The organism is Rahnella sp. PCH160 (assembly GCF_047784855.1).
Taxonomy (GTDB): Bacteria; Pseudomonadota; Gammaproteobacteria; order Enterobacterales; family Enterobacteriaceae; genus Rahnella.
This window is the reverse complement of sequence record NZ_JBLOGT010000001.1, coordinates 1,741,098-1,767,629: the sequence shown is the minus strand read 5'-3', so window position 1 is coordinate 1,767,629 and position 26,532 is coordinate 1,741,098. Positions and strand designations below refer to the sequence as shown.

Sequence of the window (26,532 nt, the reverse complement as noted above, 5' to 3'; positions counted from 1 at the left end):
ACCCATGCACAACAATCCTGATCTCGAAGCGCCTGACCCCGTCCGCGTTTCCACTTTCGCACAAGGTATTACCGATAGCCTTCCTATCGTGATGGGTTATATTCCAATCGCTTTTGCGTTCGGTCTCAGCGCCGTCAAACTTGGGTTCACGCCCGCTGAAAGTCTGCTTTTCTCCATCCTTATTTATGCTGGTGCGAGCCAGTTTGTGATCACCGCACTGCTCAGCGCCGGGATGTCTCTCTGGGTTTCCGCGCTCACCGTGATGGCCATGGATGTCCGGCATGTTCTGTACGGCCCTTCGCTGCGTAACCGCATTGTGGGAAAACTCAGTGGCAGAAAAAACGCACTCTGGGCGTTTGGCCTGACCGATGAAGTCTTCGCCGCCGCCACCGCCAAGCTTGTCCGCGATAAACGCAACTGGAGCGAGAACTGGATGTGCGGCATCGCACTTTCCTCGTGGCTCTCGTGGGTTTTCGGCACGGCCGTTGGCGCACTGTTCGGCAACGGTCCGCTGGAAAATTACCCCGCCGTTGAAGCCGCGCTCGGGTTCATGTTGCCCGCACTTTTCCTGAGTTTCCTGCTCGCCGCGTTTAAGCGCCAGCAAAGCATGGTGTTTGTCGCCTCGCTGGCCGGTGCGCTCGGCGGGCTGTTGTTCTGGTCAATTCCTGCCGCTATCGGATGCGGCCTCGGTGCCGGATGTCTGGCCGCTCTGCTGCAGCCTGCCGCCTCTTCGGGCGCGACGGAGGTCACCCCGAATGAGCACTAACGTTATTCTGGTTTGCCTGCTGGTCGGCGCCGTCAATTACCTCTTTCGATATTTGCCACTGCGTCTGGGCGCACGGCAAAAGTCGGGGACGCTGAAAAGCGGCCCGCTGTCCCGCGTGCTCGACAGCATCGGTATCGCTTCTATCTGTGCGTTACTGGTGGTGTCCTGCACCCCGGAAATCCTGCGTGATCAACAAAAACTGCTGCCTTCGCTGGCCGGTTTTGTCCTGCTTGCGCTGATTTTCTGGCGAACCAAAAGCATTATCGTTGCAACACTGACCGGTGCCGTGGTTTACGGCCTGGTGTTCAAGGTCATGCTGCTGGCAGGCTGAGGTACGTTTTTTACCGTGAGGTAACAACCGGGCAAACTTTGCCGAATACTTTACACATCGAATAATTCACTGGAGTTATGAAACACACTAATTGCTAAAGAATTGGTGATTCATAACATTGATATTATTAATTACCATCGTTACTATGTCATCTGTAACTAATGAGGCTTCTCATATGGACAGTTCGTTCGCGCCAATTGAAAACATGTTAAATTTCCGGGCTAAAAAGCAAAAAGATTTCCCTTATCAGGAAATTCTGCTGACCCGCCTGTGTATGCACATGCAAAGTAAATTGCTGGAAAACCGCAATAAGATGCTGAAAGCGCAAGGCATCAACGAAACGCTCTTTATGGCTCTGCTCACACTTGATGCACAAGAAAGCCACAGTATTCAGCCTTCGGAACTAAGCTCAGCGCTGGGTTCTTCACGCACCAATGCCACCCGTATTGCAGATGAGCTGGAAAAGCGCGGATGGATTGAACGTCGTGAGAGCGACAATGACCGCCGGTGTCTGCATTTGCACCTGACGGCCGATGGCGAAGCTTTTATCCAGAAGTTACTGCCGCCTCAACATAAGAGCCTGCATTTTCTCTGGTCAACACTGGACGCAGATGAGCAGAAGCAGTTAGAAACCCTGACGCGCAAACTGTTAACTCGCCTTGATCAGATGGATGCGACAGCACTACAACAATTCTAAATTTCTGTTCAGGTAAACCACACATGTCACTCCAAGCTCGCTGGAGGCTTACGCCGCTGTTTGCCGTTTTGATTTTGGCTGGCTGCGCCTCCAGTAATAATATTGCTCCTCAGTCGTCGCTGCTTGATACCCAACAGCTTCATCTGCAGCAGGCAAAAGTCAGTTCTCTGACCATCGGGCCACAGTGGTGGCGCAGTCTTAATGACCCGCAGCTTGATAAGCTGATGACCACGACGTTGCAAAACTCGCCGTCATTGCGCCAGGCCGCGGCTCGCGTGCGCGAAGCGCAGAGCGTGATGGGAGAAGCAGATGCGGCCAATGGCCCGTATCTGGACTTAAATGGTTCGACGCGTCGTGAACGTGTAGCGAAAAACACGATCCCGCCCTTCCTGACCAGCTATCCTGAAGCGCCAATCTACGACAGCAGCAACAGCCTCGGGCTGAATCTGAGCTATGAGTTTGACTGGTGGGGTAAATACCGCAATCAGGTAAATGCCGCAAAAGCGCAGGTGGATTCCGCCCGCGCCGAGCAGGCAGAAGCCGCGCTGACGCTGACCAGTTCGGTGGCGTCAGCCTATTATCAGTTGCAAGCCAATCTGGCATTGCAGGATGTTCTGCAACACGAGGTGGATAACAATCAGCATCTGGCGGATTTGCGTAAAGCGCAGTATCAGGCCGGTGTTTATGGCATTGAAATTCCGCAACAAACCCAGGCTCAGGCCGACAGCGCTAAGCAGCAGATTATCAATCTGAAAGCCCAAACCGAACAGCTGAGGCATCAGCTTTCCGCGCTGGCAGGCCAGGGGCCGGATGCCATGAACGGATTGCACGCCGTGGCATTGCCGCCGGCAGAAGCGCTGGCTCCGAAAGGCGAGCTGACGCTGGATTTACTGGGCAAGCGCCCGGATATTACTGCGCAACGTGATCTGGTGGAATCCTATTCCCAGCGCGTCAGTGCCGCAAAAAAAGAGTTCTACCCCAGCCTTTCCATCAGCGCCTTTGGCGGTCTGACGACCACCAATTACGGCGGCACCAGCCCGAATCTTCTGGAAGCAGCCAGCAAGGCCTGGAATATCACGCCAGCGATTTCGCTGCCGATTTTCCACGCTGGCGCACTGCGTTCCAAACTGGGCGAAGAGTCCGCGTTGTATGACCAGTCCGTTGAGTCGTATAACCAGACCATCCTGAGCGCCATCCAGCAAACTGCGGATGCCATTACCCTCTCGAAAAGCAGCGTTGAACAATTGCAGCAGGCTTCTTCTGCCGCTCAATCGCTGGAAGAGGTGTATCGCGTTTCGGATGCACGATACAACGCTGGCGTCATCGGACGGGATGCGCTGTTAACCAGCCAGTCGGCGCTCCTGCAACAACAGCAGGCGCAACTCAATGCCAGCAGTCAGCTGATGCAGGCAAAAATCAGTCTCATTCGTGCGCTCGGGGGTGGCTATCAGGCCCCGGCTGCGAACCAAAAATCATAATAAAAGACTCAGTGTGGAGAAGACCATGAGCGCAAATGCCGAAACTCAGGCAACGCCGCAAGCTCCGAAGAATAAGAAGAAAACGCGCAAAGTCGCGATGCTCTTGTTAACCGGGATTTTCATTATTATCGCCATCGCCTACCTGTTTTACTGGCTGCTGGTTTTACGTCATTTCCAGTCTACGGATGATGCATATGTTGCCGGTAATCAGGTTCAGATTATGGCGCAGGTGTCAGGCAGCGTGACTGACGTCAATTTCGACAGCACCGACTTTGTCAAAAAAGGCGATGTGCTGGTGACTATTGATCCGACCGATGCGGAACAGGCGTTTGAACGTTCTAAAACGGCACTCGCTAACAGCGTGCGCCAGACACATCAGTTGATCATCAATGGAAAACAGTATCAGGCGAATATCGCGCTGCGTGCTACGCAGCTGCAACAGGCGCAGTCTGACCTGAAACGCCGTATCGTGCTGGGCAACGTTGACGCCATTGGCCGTGAAGAACTGCAACACGCCCGTGACGCCGTGGATACTGCGAAAGCGCAATACGATGTTGCCGTGCAGCAATACAACGCGAACCAGGCAATGGTGCTCAATACGCCGGTCGATCAACAGCCGCAGGTTCTGCAGGCCGCCGCGCAGGTTCGTGACGCATGGCTCGCCCTGCAACGTACCAAAATCCGCAGCCCGATTGATGGTTTTGTTTCCCGCCGCGCGGTGCAGATCGGGCAGCAGATCAGCCCGACAACGTCTCTGATGGCGGTTGTTCCAGCGCATCACATCTGGGTGGACGCCAACTTTAAAGAAACGCAGCTGGCGAATATGCGTATTGGTCAGGTCGCGACTGTGGTCAGCGATATGTACGGCGATGACGTGAAATATCACGGCAAAGTTGTGGGTATGGATATGGGCACCGGCGGCGCGTTCTCGCTGTTACCGGCACAGAATGCGACCGGCAACTGGATCAAAGTGGTTCAGCGTCTGCCCGTGCGTATTGAGCTTAACGATCAGGAAGTCGCGGAACATCCGCTGCGCATCGGTTTGTCCACGCTGGTAACGGTCGATACTCAGAACCGTGATGGCCTGGTGCTGGCAAATAAAGTGCGTACCGAACCGTTGTATCAGACTTCGGCTCTGACACTGGATCTTGCCCCGGCGAATGCCATCATTGCTGAAGTTATTCACGCAAATGCAGGCTAAAACCTCCGGAGGCCTCTGTGGCAAATAAACCGCTGGTAGGCGCCCCGCTGGCCTGGATGACAGTGGCTTTGTCTTTGGCCACCTTTATGCAGGTGCTGGACTCGACGATCGCCAACGTGGCGATCCCGACCATCGCCGGGAATCTGGGTGCCTCGAACTCACAGGGCACCTGGGTGATTACGTCGTTCGGGGTGGCAAACGCCATCTCGATCCCCATCACCGGCTGGCTGGCAAAGCGTATCGGTGAGGTCAAACTGTTCCTGTGGTCCACGGTCCTGTTTGCGCTCGCCTCCTGGCTGTGCGGGATGTCCAACAGCCTGGAAATGCTGATCTTCTTCCGTGTGTTGCAAGGTGTGGTGGCAGGTCCGCTGATCCCGTTATCACAAAGTTTGCTGCTGAATAACTATCCGCCAGCCAAGCGAAGTACCGCGCTCGCGCTCTGGTCGATGACGGTGATCGTCGCCCCGATTTGCGGGCCGATCCTCGGCGGTTATATCAGTGATAACTTCCACTGGGGATGGATCTTCTTCATTAACGTGCCGATCGCCATCGTGGTCGTCGCGCTGACGCTGAGAACCCTGAAAGGTCGGGAAACGGCGACGCAGATCCGCCCGATCGACAGCGTCGGGCTGGTGTTGCTTGTGCTGGGGATTGGTGCATTGCAGGTGATGCTCGACCGGGGCAAGGAGCTGGACTGGTTTAACTCGACGGAAATTATCGTGCTCGCGGTCGTGGCGGTGGTCGCGTTGTGCTTCCTGGTAGTCTGGGAGCTGACCGATGACCACCCGATAGTCGACCTGTCGCTGTTTAAATCGCGAAACTTTACCATCGGCGTGCTGTGTATCAGCCTGGCCTACATGCTCTACTTCGGCGCAATTGTGTTGCTGCCGCAGCTGTTGCAGGAGGTATACGGCTACACCGCGACATGGGCGGGTCTGGCATCCGCACCGGTCGGTATTCTGCCGGTGCTGATGTCACCAATTATCGGTCGCTTCGCACACCGTCTGGATATGCGAAAACTGGTGACATTCAGCTTTATTATGTACGCCTACTGCTTCTTCTGGCGTGCGTATACCTTCGAACCGGGGATGGATTTTGGTGCTTCTGCGTGGCCGCAATTTATTCAGGGCTTCGCGGTGGGCTGTTTCTTCATGCCGCTGACCACCATTATTCTGTCGGGATTACCGCCGGAGCGAATGGCGGCAGCCTCCAGTTTGTCGAACTTTATCCGTACACTGGCGGGGTCGATCGGGACATCAATCACTACGACGATGTGGTCAAACAGGGAGTCGCTGCACCATGCGCAGCTGACCGAAAACATTACACCGTTTAATCCGGCGGCGACGCAGACTTATCAGCAACTGGAAGAGCTGGGCATGAGCCATCAGCAGGCCTCTGGCTGGATAGCGCGGGAAATCACCAATCAGGGACTCATCATCTCTGCTAATGAGATTTTCTGGTTATCTGGCGGAGCATTCCTGTTCTTGCTGATCTTAATCTGGTTCGCCCGTCCGCCATTTAGTAGCGGTGGTGGCGGCGGCGGTGCGCATTGATTTTATGTCGTCAGCAAACATGAATCAGTAATTATCAGAAAGCAAAACGGACGCTCAGGGCGTCCGTTTTTTATGGCCGAAAACCAGGGTTTACGCCTGATTCTGACGCCACCATTCTGCCAGCAAGATACCGGTCGCAACGGAAACGTTCAGGCTTTCCACTTTGCCTGTACCACCGATAGACACGCTCAGGTCACCCTGCTGCCATGCGCTGTCGGACAGACCGTCGCTTTCTTCGCCCAGCACCAACACCATTTTGGCTGGCAGCTCAGCTTTACCGAGCGCCGTCCCTTTATGGCTGGACGTAGTCACGATGGTGTAACCCGCTTCACGGAAGGTCGCCAGCACATCAAGGAAGTTATCCGCATTGATGGCTTTAACGTGTTCCGCGCCACCTTCAGCCGTACGCACTGCTGCACCGGATTCCAGCTGCGCCGGATCCTGCACCATCATCCCGTTGATACCAAAGTGCGCACATGAACGCATGATACCGCCGAGGTTGTGCGGGTTGCCGACGTTTTCCAGCGCCAGCACGCAGTCTTTCGCCGGAGCCGATTGCAGATAGGTTTCTGCATCCAGACCCTGACGTTTTTTGATCAGGAAACATACGCCGCCGTGGTGTTCCGTGCCGGATGCTTTCACCAGCTCTTCGTCTTCAACCACGTGATACGCTTTGCGGTTTGCCGCCATCCAGCGCAGCGCTTCGCGGAAACGCGGGGTGACAGATTGCACAAACCACGCGCGAACAATCGCGTCAGGACGGCTGGCAAACAGCGCCTGACAGGCATTTTCGCCATAAACGCGGGTTTCTTCCTGACGCTGACGACGCAGTTGCTCAGGGTCGATGAAACTTTTACCGCTGATACCACCGTGATCCGGTACGGATTCATCCGCCGGCGCACGGGAAACCGTTTTCCACGGTGAAGAGTACGGGCCGTCGTCATCGCGTGCCGGACGGCGCGGACGATCGTCACCACGGCGAGGTGCCGGGCCGCGTGAATCGCCACGGGAATCGCTGCTGCGACGCTCATTGCGGCGGGCATCGTCAGGACGTGAACTCTGGCGAGGTTTATCGCCCGGACGTCCTTTATTGTTGGCAGGACGTTTATCGTTGTTGCGGTTATCGCCGTCGTCGTCACTACGGACGTACATCACTTTGACTTTGCCGTTTTTGCCACTGAATGAATCGTTCATTTTTCTCTCCACCTACGCGCAGGGCGCGAAGATTACCTGATGTCTGTGAGCTACGCCACAGGCTTTCGACCAAAAGCTAAAAACTATCGTATTCATTGAATAAACCGCGTTGTTTCGGTGACGCAGCGCCCCCATACTTACAACATACAAGTAACATATCAGCCGTTTTGTCTACCGCTTTACGCGTAAAGCTGGGGTTCTGGTTGATACCATTCTCACGTTAAGCAATGTAGAGGCTATTTTATGAATACGATTTGTTCATCATGTCAGGCCACCAACCGCCTGTCTGAGGATCGTATTGACGACGGCGCAAAATGCGGCCGCTGCGGTCATACACTTTTTGAAGGCGATGTGGTTCATGCTACCGCCGCCACGCTGGACAAGTATTTGCAGGACGACCTGCCGGTTGTCATCGATTTCTGGGCACCATGGTGTGGCCCGTGCGTGAACTTTGCGCCTATTTTCGCAGATGTTGCGCAGGAACGTGCCGGTAAAATCCGTTTCATTAAGGTTAATACCGAAGCAGAACCTGAACTGAGCGCGCGGTTCCGTATTCGCAGTATTCCGACCATTATGGTGTTTAATGAAGGCAAAATGGTCGATATGCTGAGCGGCGCAATGCCTAAAGCGCCTTTCAACAACTGGCTTAATGAATCATTGTAACGCATAAGCCGTTATAAAGCCCTGCCGGTGGCCCGCCTCAGCGCGGGCCTTTTTGTACGTTCAGCAGATGCTGCTTGCCAGCGAACGGCGGGTGATTAAAATAGCCGCTTTTCGAATACCGGAATGCTTATGTCAGACAACGCCGTCCTTCGCCTGCGTGAGCAGCGTTTAGCCCGCTCGACCCGCCCTTTTTTGGCGCGGGGATCCCGCGCCATTCGTTGCCAGTCATGCCTGTTACCTCAACGTCACTGCATCTGCGCCACGCGTGAAATCCATCAGGCGAACAGCCGTTTCTGTCTGGTGATGTTTGACACCGAGCCAATGAAGCCGAGCAATACCGGCCGGCTGATCGCAGACGTTTTGCCGGATACGCAGGCATTTCTGTGGTCACGCACCGAAACGGATCCGGCGCTGCTGGACGCCATTGCTGACCCGTTGCGTCAGGCGTACGTGGTTTTTCCGGCGTCTTTCGCAACGCCGCCGCGTCAGGTCTATACCGAAGTGCCGCCGGGCAGTAAACCGCCGCTGTTTATCATGCTGGACGGCACCTGGAATGAAGCACGCAAAATGTTCCGCAAAAGCCCGTATCTGGATAATCTGCCGGTATTCTCTCTGGATGTGAGCGCCAGCTCCGGTTATATCCTGCGTGAAGCCTCGCGTCCGGAACTGCATTGCACGGTAGAAGTGGCTGCCGCGTTGCTGGAAAAAGCCGGTGACACGCAAGCGTCAGCAGGTTTATCGCGGCACTTTACGCATTTCCGCACGCAATATCTGGCAGGAAAACCCCATCATCCGGTGCATCAGCTCACAGCAAAGATCGAAGAAAGCCTCTAGAATCATGGGAACATGATGAATCGGAGAGACGATGAGCCAGCGCGGACTAGAAGCACTATTACGACCTGAATCGATTGCGGTCGTTGGAGCAAGCAATAAACCGGGGCGCGCCGGATATCTGATGATGCGCAATCTTCTCGACAGCGGATTCAACGGCCCCGTTCTGCCGGTCACGCCGGCTTATCGCGCCGTGTGTGGCGTTCTGACATGGCGAGATGTCGCCAGTTTGCCGATGTCACCCGATCTCGCCATTCTCTGCACGCACGCTGACCGTAATATGGCACTGCTGGAACAACTCGGCGAGCGAGGTTGCAGAACCGTCATCGTGCTTTCCTCTCAACCTAAGCAGTTTGCTGAACTGAAAGCCTGCGCTCAGCGTTTTTCAATGCGGCTGCTCGGACCAAACAGCCTCGGCATTCTTGCTCCCTGGCAAAAACTGAATGCCAGTTTTTCACCGGTACCGATCCTGCCCGGAAAACTCGCGTTTATTTCTCAATCAGCCGCCGTGGCGAATACCATTCTCGACTGGGCGCAGCAACGCGCCGTCGGATTTTCCTATTTCATTTCGCTTGGCGACAGTCTGGATATCGACGTTGATGATCTGCTCGATTTCCTTGCCCGTGATACCAAAACCAGCGCCATCCTTCTTTATCTCGAACACATCAGCGATGCCCGGCGTTTTCTTTCGGCTTCGCGCAGCGCATCACGCAACAAACCTATTCTGGTCATTAAAAGTGGCCGCAGCGGACAGGCTCAGCAATTACTGAACAGTCCGCTCAGCCTCGATGCCGCTTATGATGCCGCCATCCAGCGTGCGGGCTTGCTGCGCGTACAAGATACGCATGAGCTGTTTTCCGCCGTCGAAACCCTGAGCCACATGCGCCCGTTGCGCGGTGAGCGCTTGCTCATTATCAGCAACGGCGCTGCACCGGCGGCGATGGCGTTGGATCAGTTGCTGTTGCGTAACGGTAAACTGGCAAAGCTGGGGGATGAAACCTGCAAAGCGCTGAGTGATATTTTGCCGCAGACGATTAGTGCGTCTAATCCGCTGGATTTGCATGACGACGCCACACCGCAGTTGTATCAGTCGGTGATGACGTCGCTGCTCGACAGCACAGATTACGACGCCATATTGGTGATACACGCGCCGAGTGCCGCTGCACACGGCACAGTGACCGCCAGCCAGGTGATAGAGGCCGTTCGAAAACATCCGCGTGGGAAATACATTACGCTGCTGACAAACTGGTGCGGGGAATTCTCCTCGCAGGAAGCACGCAAGCTGTTCAGCCGTGCCGGGATCCCGACTTACCGGACTCCGGAAGGCGCAGTGACGGCGTTTATGCATATGGTGGAATATCGCCGTAACCAGAAGCAGTTGAAAGAAACCCCGGCACTGCCGGCAGACCTTGAACAGAATACCGATGAGGCGCACCGCCTGATTGCCCGGACACTGGCTGAAGGCACCACGCAGCTTGATACCCATGAAGTCCGCGCGATTTTGCAGGCGTATGGAATGAATGTGCTGCCGACGTGGATCGCCAGTGACAGCGCTGAAGCGGTGAATATTGCCAGCCAGATTGGTTATCCCGTCGCACTGAAATTACGTTCGCCCGACATTCCGCATAACTCTGAAGTTCAGGGCGTCATGTTGTATCTGCGCACGCCAAGTGAAGTAGAACAGGCGGCCAATGCCATTTTCGACCGTGCCAGACAGGCATTTCCGCAGGCTAAGATCCTTGGCCTGCTGGTGCAGACGATGGCCAACCGCCCCGGTTCTCAGGAATTGCGGGTCGTCGTGGAGCAGGATCCGGTATTTGGCCCGCTGATTATGCTGGCTGAAGGCGGAACCGACTGGCGTCCCGAAAGGCAGGCGGCGATAGCGCTTCCGCCGCTGAACATGACGCTGGCGCGCTATCAGGTCGTTCAAGCATTGAAGAGCGGCAAAATCCGCAGTCGCAATGCGCTGCATTCTCTCGATATTCCTGCCCTGAGCCAGTTGCTGGTGAATGTGTCTAACCTGATTATTGACTGCCCGGAAATCGAACGGCTGGATATCCATCCGCTGCTGGTCTCCGGTAGTGAGCTGAGTTTGCTGGATGTGTCGATGGAGCTTTCCGCACGCGGTACAGATGCACCTTCACGCCTTGCCATCCGGCCTTACCCGCGCGAACTGGAAGAGCGCGTTATACTCAAAAATGGGCTGCCTGCCCTGTTTCGTCCGATTCTTCCGGAAGACGAACCGCTGCTGAAAGCCTTTATCCTGAAGGTCACCAAAGAAGATCTGTACTACCGCTATTTCAGTGAGATCAATGAGTTTACTCATGAGGATTTAGCGAACATGACACAGATTGATTATGACCGTGAGATGGCTTTTGTCGCCGTGCGAACAGAAAATGAGGAAAGCGAAATTATTGGGGTCACGCGAACTGTTTCAGACCCCGATAATATTGATGCTGAATTCTCCGTGCTGGTACGCTCTGATCTGAAAGGACTTGGGCTCGGGCGACGTCTGCTGGATAAAATGATTGATTACGCCGCAGAGCACGGCCTGCAACGCCTGACGGGTATCACGATGCCCAACAACCGCGGCATGATTACACTGGCCAAAAAGCTGGGATTCGATGTCGATATTCAGATTCAGGACGGCATCGTCAATCTGTCTCTCGCCCTGGAAAAGCGTCGGATTTCCCAGCAGAAAACCGTGAGCCTGAGCGATGAACAGGCGAAAGATGCGCACATGCGGCAGGACTAATGGTATTATCGACCGATTGTGCGGCCGCAACTGTTTGTCTGTGCCGCTAAAGTCATTACCTGAAGAGAGAAGAAGCGCACTGTGATGTTGTCAAAATTCAAACGTAATAAACATCAACAACACCTTGCTCAACTGCCAAAACTCCCCCAAACAGTGGGTGCTGTAAAAACGCTCTACTGTCCTGCTGATTTCTTTAAGGCGCTGCTAGAAGCCATTGCCAACGCTACCCAACGGATTTATCTGGTCGCCCTCTATTTAGAGAACGATGATGGTGGGCGTGACGTGCTGACTGCTCTCTATGCCGCGAAGCAGCAACGACCTGAACTGGAGATCTGCGTGCTGGTTGACTGGCACCGCGCCCAGCGTGGCCGTATCGGGGCGGCAGCCGCAAATACCAATGCTGACTGGTATTGCCGCATGGCTAAGGAGCACCCGGAACTTTCTGTGCCGGTCTATGGCGTCCCCGTTAACACGCGTGAAGCATTAGGTGTTCTGCATCTTAAAGGTTTTGTTATTGACGATCAGGTCATCTACAGCGGGGCGAGCCTTAATGATGTTTATCTGCATCGCCACGAAAAATATCGTTATGATCGTTACCAAATGCTGACCAATGAAGCGCTGGCAAACACGATGATCGACTTTATGAAGAAATCGATCCTGACTGCCGCAGCGGTTCAGCGTCTTGATCGTGAAGATCGTCCAAAAAGTATTGAGATTAAAAACGAAACGCGTCAGTTTCGTCAGAGCTTGCGTACCAGTGGTTATCATTTCAAAGACAGCGCTAGTAATGATGAGTTGGCAGTGACGCCAATCGTGGGCCTGGGTAAACAGAATGAATTGAATCGTACAATTCACCATTTGATGGCCAGTACCGATCATAAGCTGACGCTGTGTACCCCTTATTTCAATATGCCGGCGATGTTAGCGCGTAATATTATTCATCTGTTGCATCGTGGTAAGCAGGTTGAAATTATCGTGGGTGACAAAACCGCTAACGATTTCTATATCCCGCAAGATCAGCCCTTTAAAATTATTGGTGCCTTGCCCTATTTATATGAAATCAATCTGCGCCGCTTCCTGAGTCGTTTACAACGCTTTGTCGACAGCGGGCAGTTAATTGTGCGCCTTTGGAAAGATGGGGATAATAGTTACCATCTGAAAGGCATTTGGGTAGATGACCGCTGGCAGCTGATCACCGGTAATAATCTGAATCCACGCGCCTGGCGTCTGGATCTTGAGAATGCCATTCTCATCCACGATCCGCATAAAGAGATGGCCGTTGAGCGTCAAAAAGAGCTGGAAGAGATCCGCCAGCATACGCAAATTGTCTCTCATTATATGGAGCTGGAAAGCATTCCGAATTACCCGGTTAAAGTACGTAAGCTTATTCGCCGTCTGCGGCGGATTCGAATTGACAGGTTAATCAGCAGAATTCTGTAATTGACTATACTAAAAGCCTGATCATCCTGATCGGGCTTTTTTATATCTGGAATTCCATTTTATGACTTCACTATTCCCCCTTTCAGTCAGACTCACTGCCATTAGTTTTATATTTTTCTGCAGCGGCTGTACGCATTTCGCGAATGATCAATGGACCGGTAAAGATAAAGCAGAACACTTTGTTGGCTCTGCTGTATTCGCGGCAGCAGGAACGGCTTATGCAGATAACCAGGGTTGGAATGAAGCCCGCAGCCGTTCATTCGGCTTGTTATTTTCAATAGGTCTTGGTGCTACAAAAGAGCTTTATGATAGCCGTGAAGGAGGAAGCGGCTGGAGCTGGAAAGATTTTAGCTGGGATATTGCCGGCGCAGCCGTTGGGTACAGCGCTTATCATCTGACGCATTATTAATACACCTATGATTGCCCTGAGATGAAAAGATAAGATCCAAAATTTATCTTCATGAACCCTATCCCCCTCAAATTTCCCATAGCAAAAAGCCCTGTACGTCAGTACAGGGCTTTCCACTTGTTTGATGCCTGGCAGTTCCCTACTCTCGCATGGGGAGACCCCACACTACCATCGGCGCTACGGCGTTTCACTTCTGAGTTCGGCATGGGGTCAGGTGGGACCACCGCGCTACTGCCGCCAGGCAAATTCTGTTTCATCCATAACGCTTACCCTGTCTCAGGTTTGCACTACGAACCAATCTCGGAACATCAGCTGAAAATCAAAGTATCTGCACAGAATCTCTAAAAACACCTTTGGTGTTGTAAGGTTAAGCCTCTCGGGTCATTAGTACTGGTTAGCTCAATGCATCGCTGCACTTACACACCCAGCCTATCAACGTCTTAGTCTTAAACGTCCCTTCAGGTGGCTTAAAGCCACAGGGAAGACTCATCTCGAGGCAAGTTTCGCGCTTAGATGCTTTCAGCGCTTATCTTTTCCGCATTTAGCTACCGGGCAATGCCATTGGCATGACAACCCGAACACCAGTGATGCGTCCACTCCGGTCCTCTCGTACTAGGAGCAGCCCCTCTCAATCTTCCAACGCCCACGGCAGATAGGGACCGAACTGTCTCACGACGTTCTAAACCCAGCTCGCGTACCACTTTAAACGGCGAACAGCCGTACCCTTGGGACCTACTTCAGCCCCAGGATGTGATGAGCCGACATCGAGGTGCCAAACACCGCCGTCGATATGAACTCTTGGGCGGTATCAGCCTGTTATCCCCGGAGTACCTTTTATCCGTTGAGCGATGGCCCTTCCATTCAGAACCACCGGATCACTATGACCTACTTTCGTACCTGCTCGAGCCGTCACTCTCGCAGTCAAGCTAGCTTATGCCATTGCACTAACCTCACGATGTCCGACCGTGATTAGCTAACCTTCGTGCTCCTCCGTTACTCTTTAGGAGGAGACCGCCCCAGTCAAACTACCCACCAGACACTGTCCTCACCCCGGATTACGGGGCCGAGTTAGAACATCAAACATTAAAGGGTGGTATTTCAAGGTTGGCTCCACAAGAACTGGCGTCCTCGCTTCAAAGCCTCCCACCTATCCTACACATCAAGGCTCAATGTTCAGTGTCAAGCTATAGTAAAGGTTCACGGGGTCTTTCCGTCTTGCCGCGGGTACACTGCATCTTCACAGCGAGTTCAATTTCACTGAGTCTCGGGTGGAGACAGCCTGGCCATCATTACGCCATTCGTGCAGGTCGGAACTTACCCGACAAGGAATTTCGCTACCTTAGGACCGTTATAGTTACGGCCGCCGTTTACCGGGGCTTCGATCAAGAGCTTCGCATTGCTGCTAACCCCATCAATTAACCTTCCGGCACCGGGCAGGCGTCACACCGTATACGTCCACTTTCGTGTTTGCACAGTGCTGTGTTTTTATTAAACAGTTGCAGCCAGCTGGTATCTTCGACTGGATTCAGCTCCGGGAGCAAGTCCCTTCACCTACGCGCCAGCGTGCCTTCTCCCGAAGTTACGGCACCATTTTGCCTAGTTCCTTCACCCGAGTTCTCTCAAGCGCCTGAGTATTCTCTACCTGACCACCTGTGTCGGTTTGGGGTACGATTTCGTGTTACCTGGAGCTTAGAGGCTTTTCCTGGAAGCATGGCATCAACTACTTCACCACCGTAGTGGCTCGTTATCACGCCTCAGGGTTATACAAAAGAGCGGATTTACCAACTCTTCCCCCCTACACGCTTGAACCGGGACAACCGTCGCCCGGCTAGCCTAGCCTTCTCCGTCCCCCTTCGCAGTAACACCAAGTGCTGGAATATTAACCAGCTTCCCATCGACTACGCTTTTCAGCCTCGCCTTAGGGTCGACTCACCCTGCCCCGATTAACGTTGGACAGGAACCCTTGGTCTTCCGGCGTGCGGGTTTTTCACCCGCATTATCGTTACTTATGTCAGCATTCGCACTTCTGATACCTCCAGCAAACCTCACAGTTCACCTTCGACGGCTTACAGAACGCTCCCCTACCCAACAACGCATAAGCGTCGCTGCCGCAGCTTCGGTGCATGGTTTAGCCCCGTTACATCTTCCGCGCAGGCCGACTCGACCAGTGAGCTATTACGCTTTCTTTAAATGATGGCTGCTTCTAAGCCAACATCCTGGCTGTCTATGCCTTCCCACATCGTTTCCCACTTAACCATGACTTTGGGACCTTAGCTGGCGGTCTGGGTTGTTTCCCTCTTCACGACGGACGTTAGCACCCGCCGTGTGTCTCCCGTGATAACATTCTTCGGTATTCGTAGTTTGCATCGAGTTGGTAAGCCGGGATGGCCCCCTAGTCGAAACAGTGCTCTACCCCCGAAGATGAGTTCACGAGGCGCTACCTAAATAGCTTTCGGGGAGAACCAGCTATCTCCCGGTTTGATTGGCCTTTCACCCCCAGCCACAAGTCATCCGCTAATTTTTCAACATTAGTCGGTTCGGTCCTCCAGTTAGTGTTACCCAACCTTCAACCTGCCCATGGCTAGATCACCGGGTTTCGGGTCTATACCTTGCAACTTGACGCCCAGTTAAGACTCGGTTTCCCTACGGCTCCCCTATACGGTTAACCTTGCTACAAAATATAAGTCGCTGACCCATTATACAAAAGGTACGCAGTCACCCCATAAAAGAGGCTCCCACTGCTTGTACGTACACGGTTTCAGGTTCTATTTCACTCCCCTCGCCGGGGTTCTTTTCGCCTTTCCCTCACGGTACTGGTTCACTATCGGTCAGTCAGGAGTATTTAGCCTTGGAGGATGGTCCCCCCATATTCAGACAGGATGTCACGTGTCCCGCCCTACTCATCGAACTCACAATCTGTGCATTTTTGTGTACGGGACTATCACCCTATACTGTGCGACTTTCCAGACGCTTCCACTAACACACAAACTGATGCTGGTTCTGGGCTCTTCCCCGTTCGCTCGCCGCTACTGGGGGAATCTCGGTTGATTTCTTTTCCTCGGGGTACTTAGATGTTTCAGTTCCCCCGGTTCGCCTCATTACACTATGTATTCATGTAATGATAATGTGTCGAAACACACTGGGTTTCCCCATTCGGGTATCGTCGGTTATTACGGTTCATATCACCTTACCGACGCTTTTCGCAGATTAGCACGCCCTTCATCGCCTCTGACTGCCTAGGCATCCACCGTGTACGCTTAGTCGCTTAACCTCACAACCCGAAGGTGTTTCCACCATCGCATTGCGATTATTTGAGAGACTCTGTTACAGACTAATCACCACTCAGTACTTCTACGGAGAGTGATGTTCAGCTGTAAACTTTCAATTTTCAGCTTGTTCCAGATTGTTAAAGAGCAATATCTTAAACACGACTCGTTAAAGTCATCTTTAAGATTTTTTATCGTTCATTAAGAACGGTTGATAATGTCTTTCACACATTATCGGATTGGCGTCCCCAAGGGGATTCGAACCCCTGTTACAGCCGTGAAAGGGCAGTGTCCTAGGCCTCTAGACGATGGGGACACGAAAAATCCGTACCAGACCGTATAACGGTATGGCACTTTTCGCATCAGCGTAAGGTCTCCCTTACCGCATCAACAGGTGCTCTTGCTCATTAATTTCATCAGACAATCTGTGTGGACACTGCACAATGCGTATCTTGAGGTAAGGAGGTGATCCAACCGCAGGTTCCCCTACGGTTACCTTGTTACGACTTCACCCCAGTCATGAATCACAAAGTGGTAAGCGCCCTCCCGAAGGTTAAGCTACCTACTTCTTTTGCAACCCACTCCCATGGTGTGACGGGCGGTGTGTACAAGGCCCGGGAACGTATTCACCGTAGCATTCTGATCTACGATTACTAGCGATTCCGACTTCATGGAGTCGAGTTGCAGACTCCAATCCGGACTACGACATACTTTATGAGGTCCGCTTGCTCTCGCGAGTTTGCTTCTCTTTGTATATGCCATTGTAGCACGTGTGTAGCCCTACTCGTAAGGGCCATGATGACTTGACGTCATCCCCACCTTCCTCCGGTTTATCACCGGCAGTCTCCTTTGAGTTCCCGACATTACTCGCTGGCAACAAAGGATAAGGGTTGCGCTCGTTGCGGGACTTAACCCAACATTTCACAACACGAGCTGACGACAGCCATGCAGCACCTGTCTCAGAGTTCCCGAAGGCACTAAGCTATCTCTAGCGAATTCTCTGGATGTCAAGAGTAGGTAAGGTTCTTCGCGTTGCATCGAATTAAACCACATGCTCCACCGCTTGTGCGGGCCCCCGTCAATTCATTTGAGTTTTAACCTTGCGGCCGTACTCCCCAGGCGGTCGACTTAACGCGTTAGCTCCGGAAGCCACGCCTCAAGGGCACAACCTCCAAGTCGACATCGTTTACAGCGTGGACTACCAGGGTATCTAATCCTGTTTGCTCCCCACGCTTTCGCACCTGAGCGTCAGTCTTTGTCCAGGGGGCCGCCTTCGCCACCGGTATTCCTCCAGATCTCTACGCATTTCACCGCTACACCTGGAATTCTACCCCCTCTACAAGACTCTAGCTTGCCAGTTTCAAATGCAGTTCCCAAGTTAAGCTCGGGGATTTCACATCTGACTTAACAAACCGCCTGCGTGCGCTTTACGCCCAGTAATTCCGATTAACGCTTGCACCCTCCGTATTACCGCGGCTGCTGGCACGGAGTTAGCCGGTGCTTCTTCTGCGAGTAACGTCAATGCAATGTGCTATTAACACATTACCCTTCCTCCTCGCTGAAAGTGCTTTACAACCCTAAGGCCTTCTTCACACACGCGGCATGGCTGCATCAGGCTTGCGCCCATTGTGCAATATTCCCCACTGCTGCCTCCCGTAGGAGTCTGGACCGTGTCTCAGTTCCAGTGTGGCTGGTCATCCTCTCAGACCAGCTAGGGATCGTCGCCTAGGTGAGCCATTACCTCACCTACTAGCTAATCCCATCTGGGCACATCCGATGGCGTGAGGCCCGAAGGTCCCCCACTTTGGTCTTGCGACGTCATGCGGTATTAGCTACCGTTTCCAGTAGTTATCCCCCTCCATCAGGCAGTTTCCCAGACATTACTCACCCGTCCGCCGCTCGTCACCCAGAGAGCAAGCTCTCCTGTGCTACCGCTCGACTTGCATGTGTTAGGCCTGCCGCCAGCGTTCAATCTGAGCCATGATCAAACTCTTCAATTAAAAGTTCGATTTGCTTAAACAAGTTAAGCGGTGCTCAAAAATTAACTTTCGTAATAATTCACTAAATGAATTACTGCTTGGTCACTCTTTAAGACTTGATATTTTTTGCCACCGAGGTGGCTGATATCGTCTTGTGAGTGCCCACACAGATTGTCTGATAAATTGTTAAAGAGCAGTGAGTTACGCGCTTTCGCTTGCTAACTCGAGGTGGCGTATATTACGCTTTCCTCGTTCAGTGTCAACCGTTTATTTCATCCGGTTGCCGCTGCTTTAAATCTTTTCCGACCCGGTCACTTCGTGATGTTGTTCACGTTGTTCCCTGTCGATGGAGCGGCATTATAGGGAGTTCTCAGCAGGCCGCAAGGGTTTATTGCAAATACTTTTCCGACCGTTCATAAATTCAACGAATGCATTATTTATACTCAAAAAGCGCAGAAAAAACGGGCTCCAAATCGCTTTGGAGCCCGTAATTGGCTTTTTACCTACTGATTACTGTCTTGCGACAATATGATCATTTTCCACATCAACAGTAATTGGCTTGCCTGGAATCAGCTTACCCGACAAGATTTGCTGCGCCAGCGGGTTCTCAATTTCCTGCTGGATGGCACGTTTCAATGGACGCGCACCATAAACAGGGTCAAACCCGGTATTGCCGAGCAACTCAAGCGCGGCATCGGTCAGCGTTGCTGAGTAGCCACGTTCTTCCAGTCGTTTATACAAACGCTCCAGCTGAATCTTCGCGATGTTCTTGATATGCGCATGACCCAGCGGATGGAACACGACGACTTCATCTATACGGTTGATGAATTCCGGACGGAAGCTGTGTGTCACAACTTCCATGACGGATTCCTTCATCTGGGCATAGCTGGCTTCACCAAAATGCTGCTGAATAATGTCGGAGCCCAGGTTAGAAGTCATGATCACGACCGTATTACGGAAGTCGACCGTTCTCCCCTGCCCGTCGGTTAAGCGACCGTCGTCCAACACCTGCAATAAGATGTTGAAGACATCCGGATGTGCTTTTTCCACTTCATCTAATAGGATGACGGAATAAGGACGGCGACGAACAGCTTCCGTCAGGTAGCCACCTTCTTCATAACCGACATAGCCTGGAGGCGCACCGACCAGACGTGAAACCGAGTGCTTCTCCATAAACTCTGACATATCGATACGGACCATCGCGTCATCACTGTTAAACAGGAATGTCGCCAGCGCCTTACACAGTTCCGTTTTACCGACACCGGTCGGCCCGAGGAACAGGAATGACCCGATCGGACGGTTTGGATCTGACAACCCGGCGCGACTACGGCGGATAGCATTCGATACCGCTTCCACCGCTTCGTTCTGGCCAATGACACGGTTGTGCAGCTCTTCTTCCATACGCAGCAGTTTTTCACGTTCACTTTCCAGCATACGTGCCACCGGAATACCGGTCCAGCGCGCCAGCACATCGGCAATTTCCACATCTGTTACGCGGTTGCGCAGCAGTTTCATGGTTTTACCTTCAGCCTGCGTCGCCGCAGCCAGCTGTTTTTCCAGTTCAGGAATTTTACCGTACTGCAATTCTGACATCCGGCCCAGATCACCCACACGTCGGGCCTGCTCAAGCGTAATCTTGGCCTGCTCAAGTTCGGCTTTGATATTTTGCGTACCGGTCAGCGACGCTTTCTCTGCTTTCCATTCTTCTTCAAGCTCAGAATATTCACGTTCTTTCTGGCTAAGTTCGGTTTCCAGCATTTCAAGACGTTTAACGCTGGCATCGTCAGACTCTTTTTTCAGCGCCTGCTGTTCCAGCTTGAGCTGGATGATACGACGGTCAAGTCGATCCAGAGACTCAGGCTTAGAGTCCATCTGCATACGAATGCTGGATGCCGCTTCATCTATAAGGTCGATCGCCTTATCCGGCAACTGACGATCCGAGATGTAACGGTGCGACAAAGTTGCTGCCGCGACGATCGCCGGGTCAGTAATTTGCACATGGTGATGCAGCTCGTAACGTTCTTTCAGCCCACGCAAAATCGCGATGGTGTCTTCAACAGAAGGCTCGGCCACAAACACTTTCTGGAAACGACGCTCTAACGCCGCATCCTTTTCAATGAACTGGCGATATTCGTTTAACGTCGTCGCACCCACGCAGTGAAGTTCACCACGCGCCAGCGCTGGTTTAAGCATGTTGCCGGCATCCATCGCGCCGTCCGCTTTACCTGCACCGACCATTGTGTGCAATTCGTCGATGAACAGAATGACGTTCCCTTCCTGTTTAGCCAGATCGCTCAACAGGCCTTTCAGACGTTCTTCAAATTCACCACGGTATTTCGCACCCGCCACCAGCGAGCCCATATCAAGGGACAATACGCGTTTGTTTTTCAGCCCTTCAGGGACTTCACCATTAATAATGCGCTGCGCCAGACCTTCCGCAATCGCGGTTTTACCGACACCAGGCTCACCAATCAGCACCGGGTTATTCTTGGTACGACGTTGCAATACCTGAATAGTCCGGCGAATTTCTTCATCACGACCGATGACCGGGTCCAGTTTGCCCTGCTCAGCACGCTCGGTCAGATCGATAGTGAATTTTTTCAATGCCTGACGTTGGTCTTCGGCATTCTGATCATCCACTTTCTCACCTCCACGCATTTGATCGATAGCCGCAGTAATCTTCTCGGCCGTTGCACCGCTGGCTTTCAACACATCGGTCAAAGAGCCACGGTCTTTCATAACAGCCAGAACGAAGAGTTCTGAGGAAATAAAAGTATCAGCGCGTTGCTGCGCCAATTTGTCACAAAGATTTAAAACACGTACCAGCTCATGGGATGGTTGAACATCACCACCGGTACCTTCAACTTGCGGCAGACGCCCCAAAGCCTGATCAACATCCGTGCGCAGTTTCTGGGTGTCAACCCCGGCTGCTGTTAATAAAGGACGCACGGTCCCGCCCTCCTGAGTGAGCAAAGCACTCATCAGATGGACAGGTTCGATAAATTGATTGTCGCGCCCGAGCGCGAGAGACTGAGCATCCGCGAGGGCAAGCTGGAATTTGCTGGTAAGACGATCCAGACGCATAACACCTCCAATACTGAACAAAATTGCTACTGGAGATTAGATGAGGTCATCCCTCACGTTTTCAAGGTTATCTTGGCAGTATATTCAGAGGACAGCGGCTATGCGTGATGGAACATCTTGATTCGATAGGTTATATCAGCCAAATTAAACTTGCCAGCCGACCAGTAATTCCGTCACGCCGGTAAGAGTAAAATTGGATACTGTCTGACACGGTACAATATTCGCCACCATAAATCGCCGTGACGCCCGCAGCCTGTAGCCGCAGCCGGGCAAGCAGGTAAATATCCGCCATGAATTTCTCACCCGCAGGCATAAATGCAGCCGATGATGCGGGATCAAAAGCCACAAAGGCTTCGCGAACTTCGGCCCCGACTTCAAACTGCGACGGCCCGATGGCCGGCCCTAGCCACGCCATGACCTTCTCCGGGGTGGATGTAAAACGAGATACCGTATTTTCCAGCACCCCTTCACACAACCCGCGCCAGCCCGCATGCGCTGATGCCACTTCATCACCGGACTGATTACAGAAAAGAACCGGCAGGCAGTCAGCTGTCATTGCGGCGCACACTAGGCCCGGTTCACAGGTATACGCAGCATCCGCAATTAAAGCAGGAAGTGAAGGAGTTTGAAGGGTCAGCTCAACAACATCGGTGCCATGAACCTGCTCCAGCCAATGTGGCGCAGATGGCAATCCACCGAGCTCAGCCAGACGCTGACGGTTTGTCGCGACATGATCAGGGGAGTCCCCGACATGACTGCCGAGATTGAGCGATCCGTATGGAGGCAAACTGATGCCTCCATTACGGGTTGTTGCGCATGACCGCACCGATGCCGGTTGCGGCCATTGAGGCAGGATAAGCGCACTCATTACCAGTTCATCTGATCCTTGAACTCTTCAGTATCTGCTTTCAGCGCATTAATCAGGTCAACCATATCCTGAGGAAGTGGCGCATGCCATTCCATCTGGATACCGGTAACCGGATGATAAAGACGCAGCATAGTCGCGTGAAGAGCCTGACGATCGAATCCGCGCAACATATTAATGAACGGCTCGGAGGCACCTTTTGGCAGGCGCGGACGACCACCATAAAGCTGATCGCCTAACAAAGGATGGTTGATGTGAGCCATATGCACACGAATCTGATGCGTACGCCCGGACTCCAGGCGCAGACGCAAACGCGTATGAGCACGAAAATGCTCCATGATGCGATAGTGCGTAGTAGCCGGTTTGCCCGTAGGATGAACCGCCATGTGCGTACGCTTGGTGGAATGGCGCGCAATCGGCTCATTCACAGTGCCGCCTGCCGTCATTGTACCAATCGCGACGGCTTCATATTCGCGGGTGATTTCGCGAGCCTGAAGTGCAGTCACCAGATGCGTCTGTGCAGGAACCGACTTCGCGACCACCATCAGACCGGTGGTATCTTTATCAAGACGGTGAACGATGCCACAGCGCGGAACGTCGATAATGGCAGGGTAATAATGAAGCAATGCGTTCAGCACTGTTCCATCTGGATTCCCTGCGCCCGGATGAACAACCAAATCGCGGGGTTTATTGATGACTAAAATATCAGTATCTTCATACACGATATCTAAAGCGATATCTTGTGGCAGCCAACGCGCTTCTTCTTCAATTTGCGCATCGATTGCGATAGCCTCGCCACCCAACACTTTTTCTTTTGGTTTGGTCACTTTTTTGCCATTGACCGTGACCCTGTCTTCAAGGATCCAATCTTTTATGCGAGATCTTGAATAATCAGGGAACAATTCGGCCAAAGCCTGATCTAACCGTTGACCGAGTTGAGATTCGGCCACCGTTGCGGTGAGTTGTACTTGTTGTGCCATATGCAGCTTCTTGGTTAACGTTGGGTTTTCACGGCGATGCCGTTTAAAATAATGTGCTATTGTAGCTGGTCTTTGTCGGGAGCTTAACGGACAGTCTCCCAGAATAACACCTGAGGATAATCAAAACGTCATGACGCGTGTGAAATATCTGGTGGCAGCAGCCACGTTGAGCCTGGCGCTGGTCGGTTGCTCCAGTTCCAAAGAAACGGTTCCCGATAATCCGCCTAACGTCCTTTATGCGACTGCCCAGCAAAAGCTGCAGGACGGTAACTTTAAAGGTGCGATTGCGCAATTAGAAGCGCTGGATAACCGCTATCCGTTTGGGCCTTACTCGCAGCAAGTTCAGTTAGATCTGATTTATGCCTATTACAAGTCTGCTGACTTGCCGATGGCTCAGGCATCTATTGATCGCTTTATGCGCCTGAACCCAACCCATCCCAATATCGACTACGTCATGTACATGCGTGGTTTAACGGATATGGCGTTGGATGACAGTGCACTGCAAGGATTTTTCGGTGTTGATCGTTCAGACCGTGATCCACAGCATGCACGTGCAGCATTCCGTGATTTCAGCCAGCTGATCCACTCGTATCCAAACAGCCAGTACGCCACTGATGCGACGAAACGTTTGGTATTCCTGAAAGATCGTTTAGCGAAATACGAGCTGTCAGTGGTGCAATACTACACTAAACGTGGCGCTTACGTCGCTGTCGTTAACCGTGTAGAGCAAATGCTGAAAGATTATCCGGATACGAAAGCAACGCACGACGCGCTGCCGTTGATGGAAAATGCCTACCGCGAACTGCAGCTGAACAACCAGGCTGACAAAGTCGCGAAAATTATTGCAGCGAACAGCGCAGCGTAATTTTACATGTCCGAACACAAACGGTAGCTCAGGCTGCCGTTTTTTTTGGCTCTTTTTTGGGGAAGTGAAAACAGAAAGGATAAAAAACGAGCAGCAAAATGCAGGAAAAAAACGAAACAATACTGTACTGATCCTATCAATCATGCCTGCTCCGGCAACAAGTCTCAAGACCTTTCCCGCCATAAATTACCCTGAGTCACATAATCTTCATAGTTGACAAAAAGTGACAAAAAACCGTGGATTTGAGCACGCATTTCACAAAAAAGGCTGGTATGTTGGATTCATCGGAGACGGAAAAAGAGAGGTAAGTCATATGACAGTTAACATTACCAGTAAACAAATGGACATCACTCCCGCGATTCGTGAACACATCGAAGGGCGTCTTAAAAAACTGGATAAATGGCAAACTCAGCTCATTAACCCGCACGTAATCCTGTCGAAAGGACCCCAGGGATTTGTCGCCGATGCGACCATCAGTACGCCGAACGGAACACTGGTTGCCAGTGCCACGCATGATGATATGTATGCTGCGATTAACGAAATGACCGCCAAACTTGAGCGTCAGCTCAACAAAGCGCAGCATAAGGGTGAAGCCCGCCGTGCAGAATCCGGCGTCAAAGAACTCAATCTGGAACCGGTGCAGGAAGAAGAGGAATAGCCGGGTTATCCGAAAGTCAGTTCACAACGCGCTCCAAGGGGCGCGTTTTTTGTGCCTGAAAGAAATCCTTATTGACACAAGGAAAACCCTGCGGTTACTTTAAGACTCTGCTGACCTTGATGGAAACAATGCTGATATGAATACCCGTCTGTTTTTCTTCGCATTCTTTTTTACCTTCCCCTGATTGGGAGGCGTTTCGTCGCGAAAGAATGAATGCGAAGACGAACAACAAAGCCTCCTGAAAAGGGGGCTTTTTTTATACCTGCGTTTCACACAATTTTGCTGAAAGAAAGAACATCAAAAAGGGTAATAACATGACCGAGAATTCATTACTGGCACTGCGCGAGCGCATCAGTGCATTAGATCTCAAACTGCTGGCTCTGCTGGCAGAACGACGTTCGATGGCGATTGAAGTCGCGCAATCCAAGATGCACTCTCACCGCCCGATTCGCGATAAAGAGCGCGAGATAGAACTGATTAATGCCCTGATTCAGGAAGGGAAAAAACAGGGGCTGGACGGGCATTATATCACCCGTGTTTATCAGCTGATTATCGAAGATTCCGTCCTGACACAGCAGGCACTTCTTCAGCAGCATCTGAACAAAACCAGTTCTGATTCCGCACGTATCGCATTTCTTGGCCCGAAAGGCTCTTATTCTCACCTCGCCGCCCGTCAGTTTGCTGCCCGTCATTTCGATCAGTTCATCGAATGCGGCTGCCAGAAATTCCAGGATATCTTCTCGCAGGTGGAAACCGGCCAGGCCGATTACGCCGTATTGCCTATCGAAAACACCAGTTCCGGCTCAATCAATGACGTTTACGATCTGCTGCAACACACCAGCCTGTCGATTGTCGGCGAGCTGACCAACCCTATCAATCACTGCGTTCTGGTGGCGACCGATACCGATCTCTCGCAAATTCAGACGGTGTATAGCCATCCGCAGCCGTTCCAGCAATGCAGCCAGTTCATCAACCGCTTCCCGAACTGGAAAATTGAATATTGCGAAAGCACGGCTGCCGCCATGGAAAAAGTGGCTGCCGCGAATTCCCCGCACGTCGCCGCGCTCGGCAGCGAAGCCGGTGGCGCGCTGTATAAACTGCAAGTGCTTGAACACAATCTGGCGAACCAGCAGGAAAATATCACCCGCTTCATTATTCTGGCGCGCAAAGCGATTGAAGTGACCGATCAGGTTCCCGCCAAAACTACGCTGATCATGGCGACCGGTCAGCAGGCTGGTGCGTTGGTGAATGCGCTTCTGGTACTGCGCGATCAGGGCATCATCATGACGAAACTGGAATCTCGCCCGATTAATGGCAATCCTTGGGAAGAGATGTTTTACATCGATGTGCAGGCTAATCTGCGTTCGGAAGAGATGAAAAAGGCGCTCAAGGATCTGGCTCCGATCACGCGTTCTTTAAAAGTGCTCGGCTGTTATCCAAGCGAAAACGTCGTGTCTGTCGATTTATAACCGCGTCTTCCAGACAAAATAAAAGGGCGCTGCATGATGATGCGGCGC

General features: G+C 52.4%; 19 protein-coding genes, 1 tRNA gene, 3 rRNA genes and 1 other annotated feature. Of the genes, 15 read left to right on the top strand and 8 right to left on the bottom strand.

Going from position 1 to position 26,532, the window contains the following annotated elements:
• Positions 1–4 precede the first annotated feature (4 nt).
• The 6 genes from ACM5QY_RS08225 (at position 5) to emrB (ending at position 6,026) form a co-directional block, all read left to right on the top strand.
• Positions 5–766, top strand: a complete 762-nt coding sequence (locus ACM5QY_RS08225; protein ID WP_416120130.1) for an AzlC family ABC transporter permease — start codon at positions 5–7, stop codon at positions 764–766.
• Positions 756–1,097, top strand: a complete 342-nt coding sequence (ygaH, locus tag ACM5QY_RS08220) for an L-valine transporter subunit YgaH (protein WP_416120129.1) — start codon at positions 756–758, stop codon at positions 1,095–1,097. The genes ACM5QY_RS08225 and ygaH overlap by 11 nt, the downstream gene beginning before the upstream one ends.
• Positions 1,098–1,272: 175 nt before the next feature.
• Positions 1,273–1,794, top strand: a complete 522-nt coding sequence (gene mprA, locus ACM5QY_RS08215) for a transcriptional repressor MprA (protein WP_104924515.1) — start codon at positions 1,273–1,275, stop codon at positions 1,792–1,794.
• A gap of 23 nt (positions 1,795–1,817) precedes the next feature.
• Positions 1,818–3,272, top strand: a complete 1,455-nt coding sequence (locus ACM5QY_RS08210; protein WP_416120128.1) for an efflux transporter outer membrane subunit — start codon at positions 1,818–1,820, stop codon at positions 3,270–3,272.
• Positions 3,273–3,297: 25 nt separating this feature from the next.
• On the top strand, positions 3,298–4,473 hold the full coding sequence (gene emrA, locus ACM5QY_RS08205) for a multidrug efflux MFS transporter periplasmic adaptor subunit EmrA (protein WP_416120127.1): 1,176 nt from the start codon (positions 3,298–3,300) through the stop codon (positions 4,471–4,473).
• 17 nt (positions 4,474–4,490) lie between these two features.
• Positions 4,491–6,026: a multidrug efflux MFS transporter permease subunit EmrB gene (gene emrB, locus ACM5QY_RS08200; protein ID WP_416120126.1), complete on the top strand. Its 1,536-nt coding sequence runs from the start codon at positions 4,491–4,493 to the stop codon at positions 6,024–6,026.
• Between the two features lie 90 nt (positions 6,027–6,116).
• On the opposite strand, the gene ACM5QY_RS08195 is transcribed toward emrB, so the two are convergent.
• Entirely contained in the window at positions 6,117–7,220 is a 1,104-nt protein-coding gene (locus ACM5QY_RS08195) for a tRNA/rRNA methyltransferase (RefSeq protein WP_416120125.1), read from the bottom strand.
• Positions 7,221–7,463: 243 nt separating this feature from the next.
• Here ACM5QY_RS08195 and trxC point away from each other — a divergent pair, with 243 nt between their 5' ends.
• From trxC to ACM5QY_RS08170, 5 genes are all read left to right on the top strand, one after another.
• Positions 7,464–7,883, top strand: coding sequence for a thioredoxin TrxC (trxC, locus tag ACM5QY_RS08190; RefSeq protein ID WP_416120124.1), 420 nt, complete (start codon positions 7,464–7,466; stop codon positions 7,881–7,883).
• A 129-nt stretch (positions 7,884–8,012) separates the two neighbouring features.
• Positions 8,013–8,717 carry a tRNA-uridine aminocarboxypropyltransferase gene (locus ACM5QY_RS08185; protein WP_416120122.1) on the top strand — a complete coding sequence of 235 codons (705 nt, stop codon included), beginning with the start codon at positions 8,013–8,015 and terminating at the stop codon, positions 8,715–8,717.
• A 31-nt stretch (positions 8,718–8,748) separates the two neighbouring features.
• Positions 8,749–11,469: a bifunctional acetate--CoA ligase family protein/GNAT family N-acetyltransferase gene (locus tag ACM5QY_RS08180; RefSeq protein WP_416120120.1), complete on the top strand. Its 2,721-nt coding sequence runs from the start codon at positions 8,749–8,751 to the stop codon at positions 11,467–11,469.
• 87 nt (positions 11,470–11,556) lie between these two features.
• Positions 11,557–12,909 (top strand): CDP-diacylglycerol--serine O-phosphatidyltransferase, encoded by a 1,353-nt coding sequence (pssA, locus tag ACM5QY_RS08175; protein WP_416122845.1) that lies wholly within the window; start codon positions 11,557–11,559, stop codon positions 12,907–12,909.
• A gap of 61 nt (positions 12,910–12,970) precedes the next feature.
• Positions 12,971–13,318, top strand: coding sequence for a YfiM family lipoprotein (locus ACM5QY_RS08170; RefSeq protein ID WP_416120118.1), 348 nt, complete (start codon positions 12,971–12,973; stop codon positions 13,316–13,318).
• Positions 13,319–13,444: 126 nt separating this feature from the next.
• Here the strand turns inward: ACM5QY_RS08170 and rrf are convergent.
• From rrf to rluD, 7 genes are all read right to left on the bottom strand, one after another.
• Positions 13,445–13,560: ribosomal RNA gene (rrf, locus tag ACM5QY_RS08165) — 5S ribosomal RNA — on the bottom strand.
• Between the two features lie 121 nt (positions 13,561–13,681).
• A 23S ribosomal RNA gene (locus tag ACM5QY_RS08160) occupies positions 13,682–16,589 on the bottom strand.
• 235 nt (positions 16,590–16,824) lie between these two features.
• Positions 16,825–16,900 (bottom strand) — tRNA-Glu (locus tag ACM5QY_RS08155).
• 142 nt (positions 16,901–17,042) lie between these two features.
• Positions 17,043–18,584 (bottom strand): 16S ribosomal RNA (locus ACM5QY_RS08150).
• The 16S, 23S and 5S rRNA genes sit together here with 1 tRNA gene alongside, the layout of an rRNA operon.
• 489 nt (positions 18,585–19,073) lie before the next feature.
• Positions 19,074–21,647 carry an ATP-dependent chaperone ClpB gene (gene clpB, locus ACM5QY_RS08145; protein ID WP_416120116.1) on the bottom strand — a complete coding sequence of 858 codons (2,574 nt, stop codon included), beginning with the start codon at positions 21,645–21,647 and terminating at the stop codon, positions 19,074–19,076.
• 130 nt (positions 21,648–21,777) lie between these two features.
• Positions 21,778–22,515: a purine nucleoside phosphorylase YfiH gene (gene yfiH / locus ACM5QY_RS08140; protein WP_416120115.1), complete on the bottom strand. Its 738-nt coding sequence runs from the start codon at positions 22,513–22,515 to the stop codon at positions 21,778–21,780.
• Entirely contained in the window at positions 22,515–23,492 is a 978-nt protein-coding gene (gene rluD, locus ACM5QY_RS08135; RefSeq protein ID WP_037034119.1) for a 23S rRNA pseudouridine(1911/1915/1917) synthase RluD, read from the bottom strand. The genes yfiH and rluD overlap by 1 nt, the downstream gene beginning before the upstream one ends.
• 130 nt (positions 23,493–23,622) lie before the next feature.
• On the opposite strand from rluD, the gene bamD reads away from it, so the two are divergent.
• From bamD to pheA, 4 genes are all read left to right on the top strand, one after another.
• Entirely contained in the window at positions 23,623–24,357 is a 735-nt protein-coding gene (bamD, locus tag ACM5QY_RS08130) for an outer membrane protein assembly factor BamD (protein WP_104924502.1), read from the top strand.
• A gap of 313 nt (positions 24,358–24,670) precedes the next feature.
• Entirely contained in the window at positions 24,671–25,015 is a 345-nt protein-coding gene (gene raiA / locus ACM5QY_RS08125; RefSeq protein ID WP_416120114.1) for a ribosome-associated translation inhibitor RaiA, read from the top strand.
• A gap of 135 nt (positions 25,016–25,150) precedes the next feature.
• Positions 25,151–25,275, top strand: a sequence feature (Phe leader region).
• A complete protein-coding gene (locus ACM5QY_RS08120) occupies positions 25,152–25,199 on the top strand; it encodes a hypothetical protein (protein ID WP_369794779.1) in 48 nt (15 codons plus the stop codon). It overlaps the preceding feature by 48 nt.
• Before the next feature lie 54 nt (positions 25,276–25,329).
• Positions 25,330–26,484, top strand: a complete 1,155-nt coding sequence (gene pheA, locus ACM5QY_RS08115) for a bifunctional chorismate mutase/prephenate dehydratase (RefSeq protein WP_416120113.1) — start codon at positions 25,330–25,332, stop codon at positions 26,482–26,484.
• Positions 26,485–26,532: the final 48 nt, after the last annotated feature.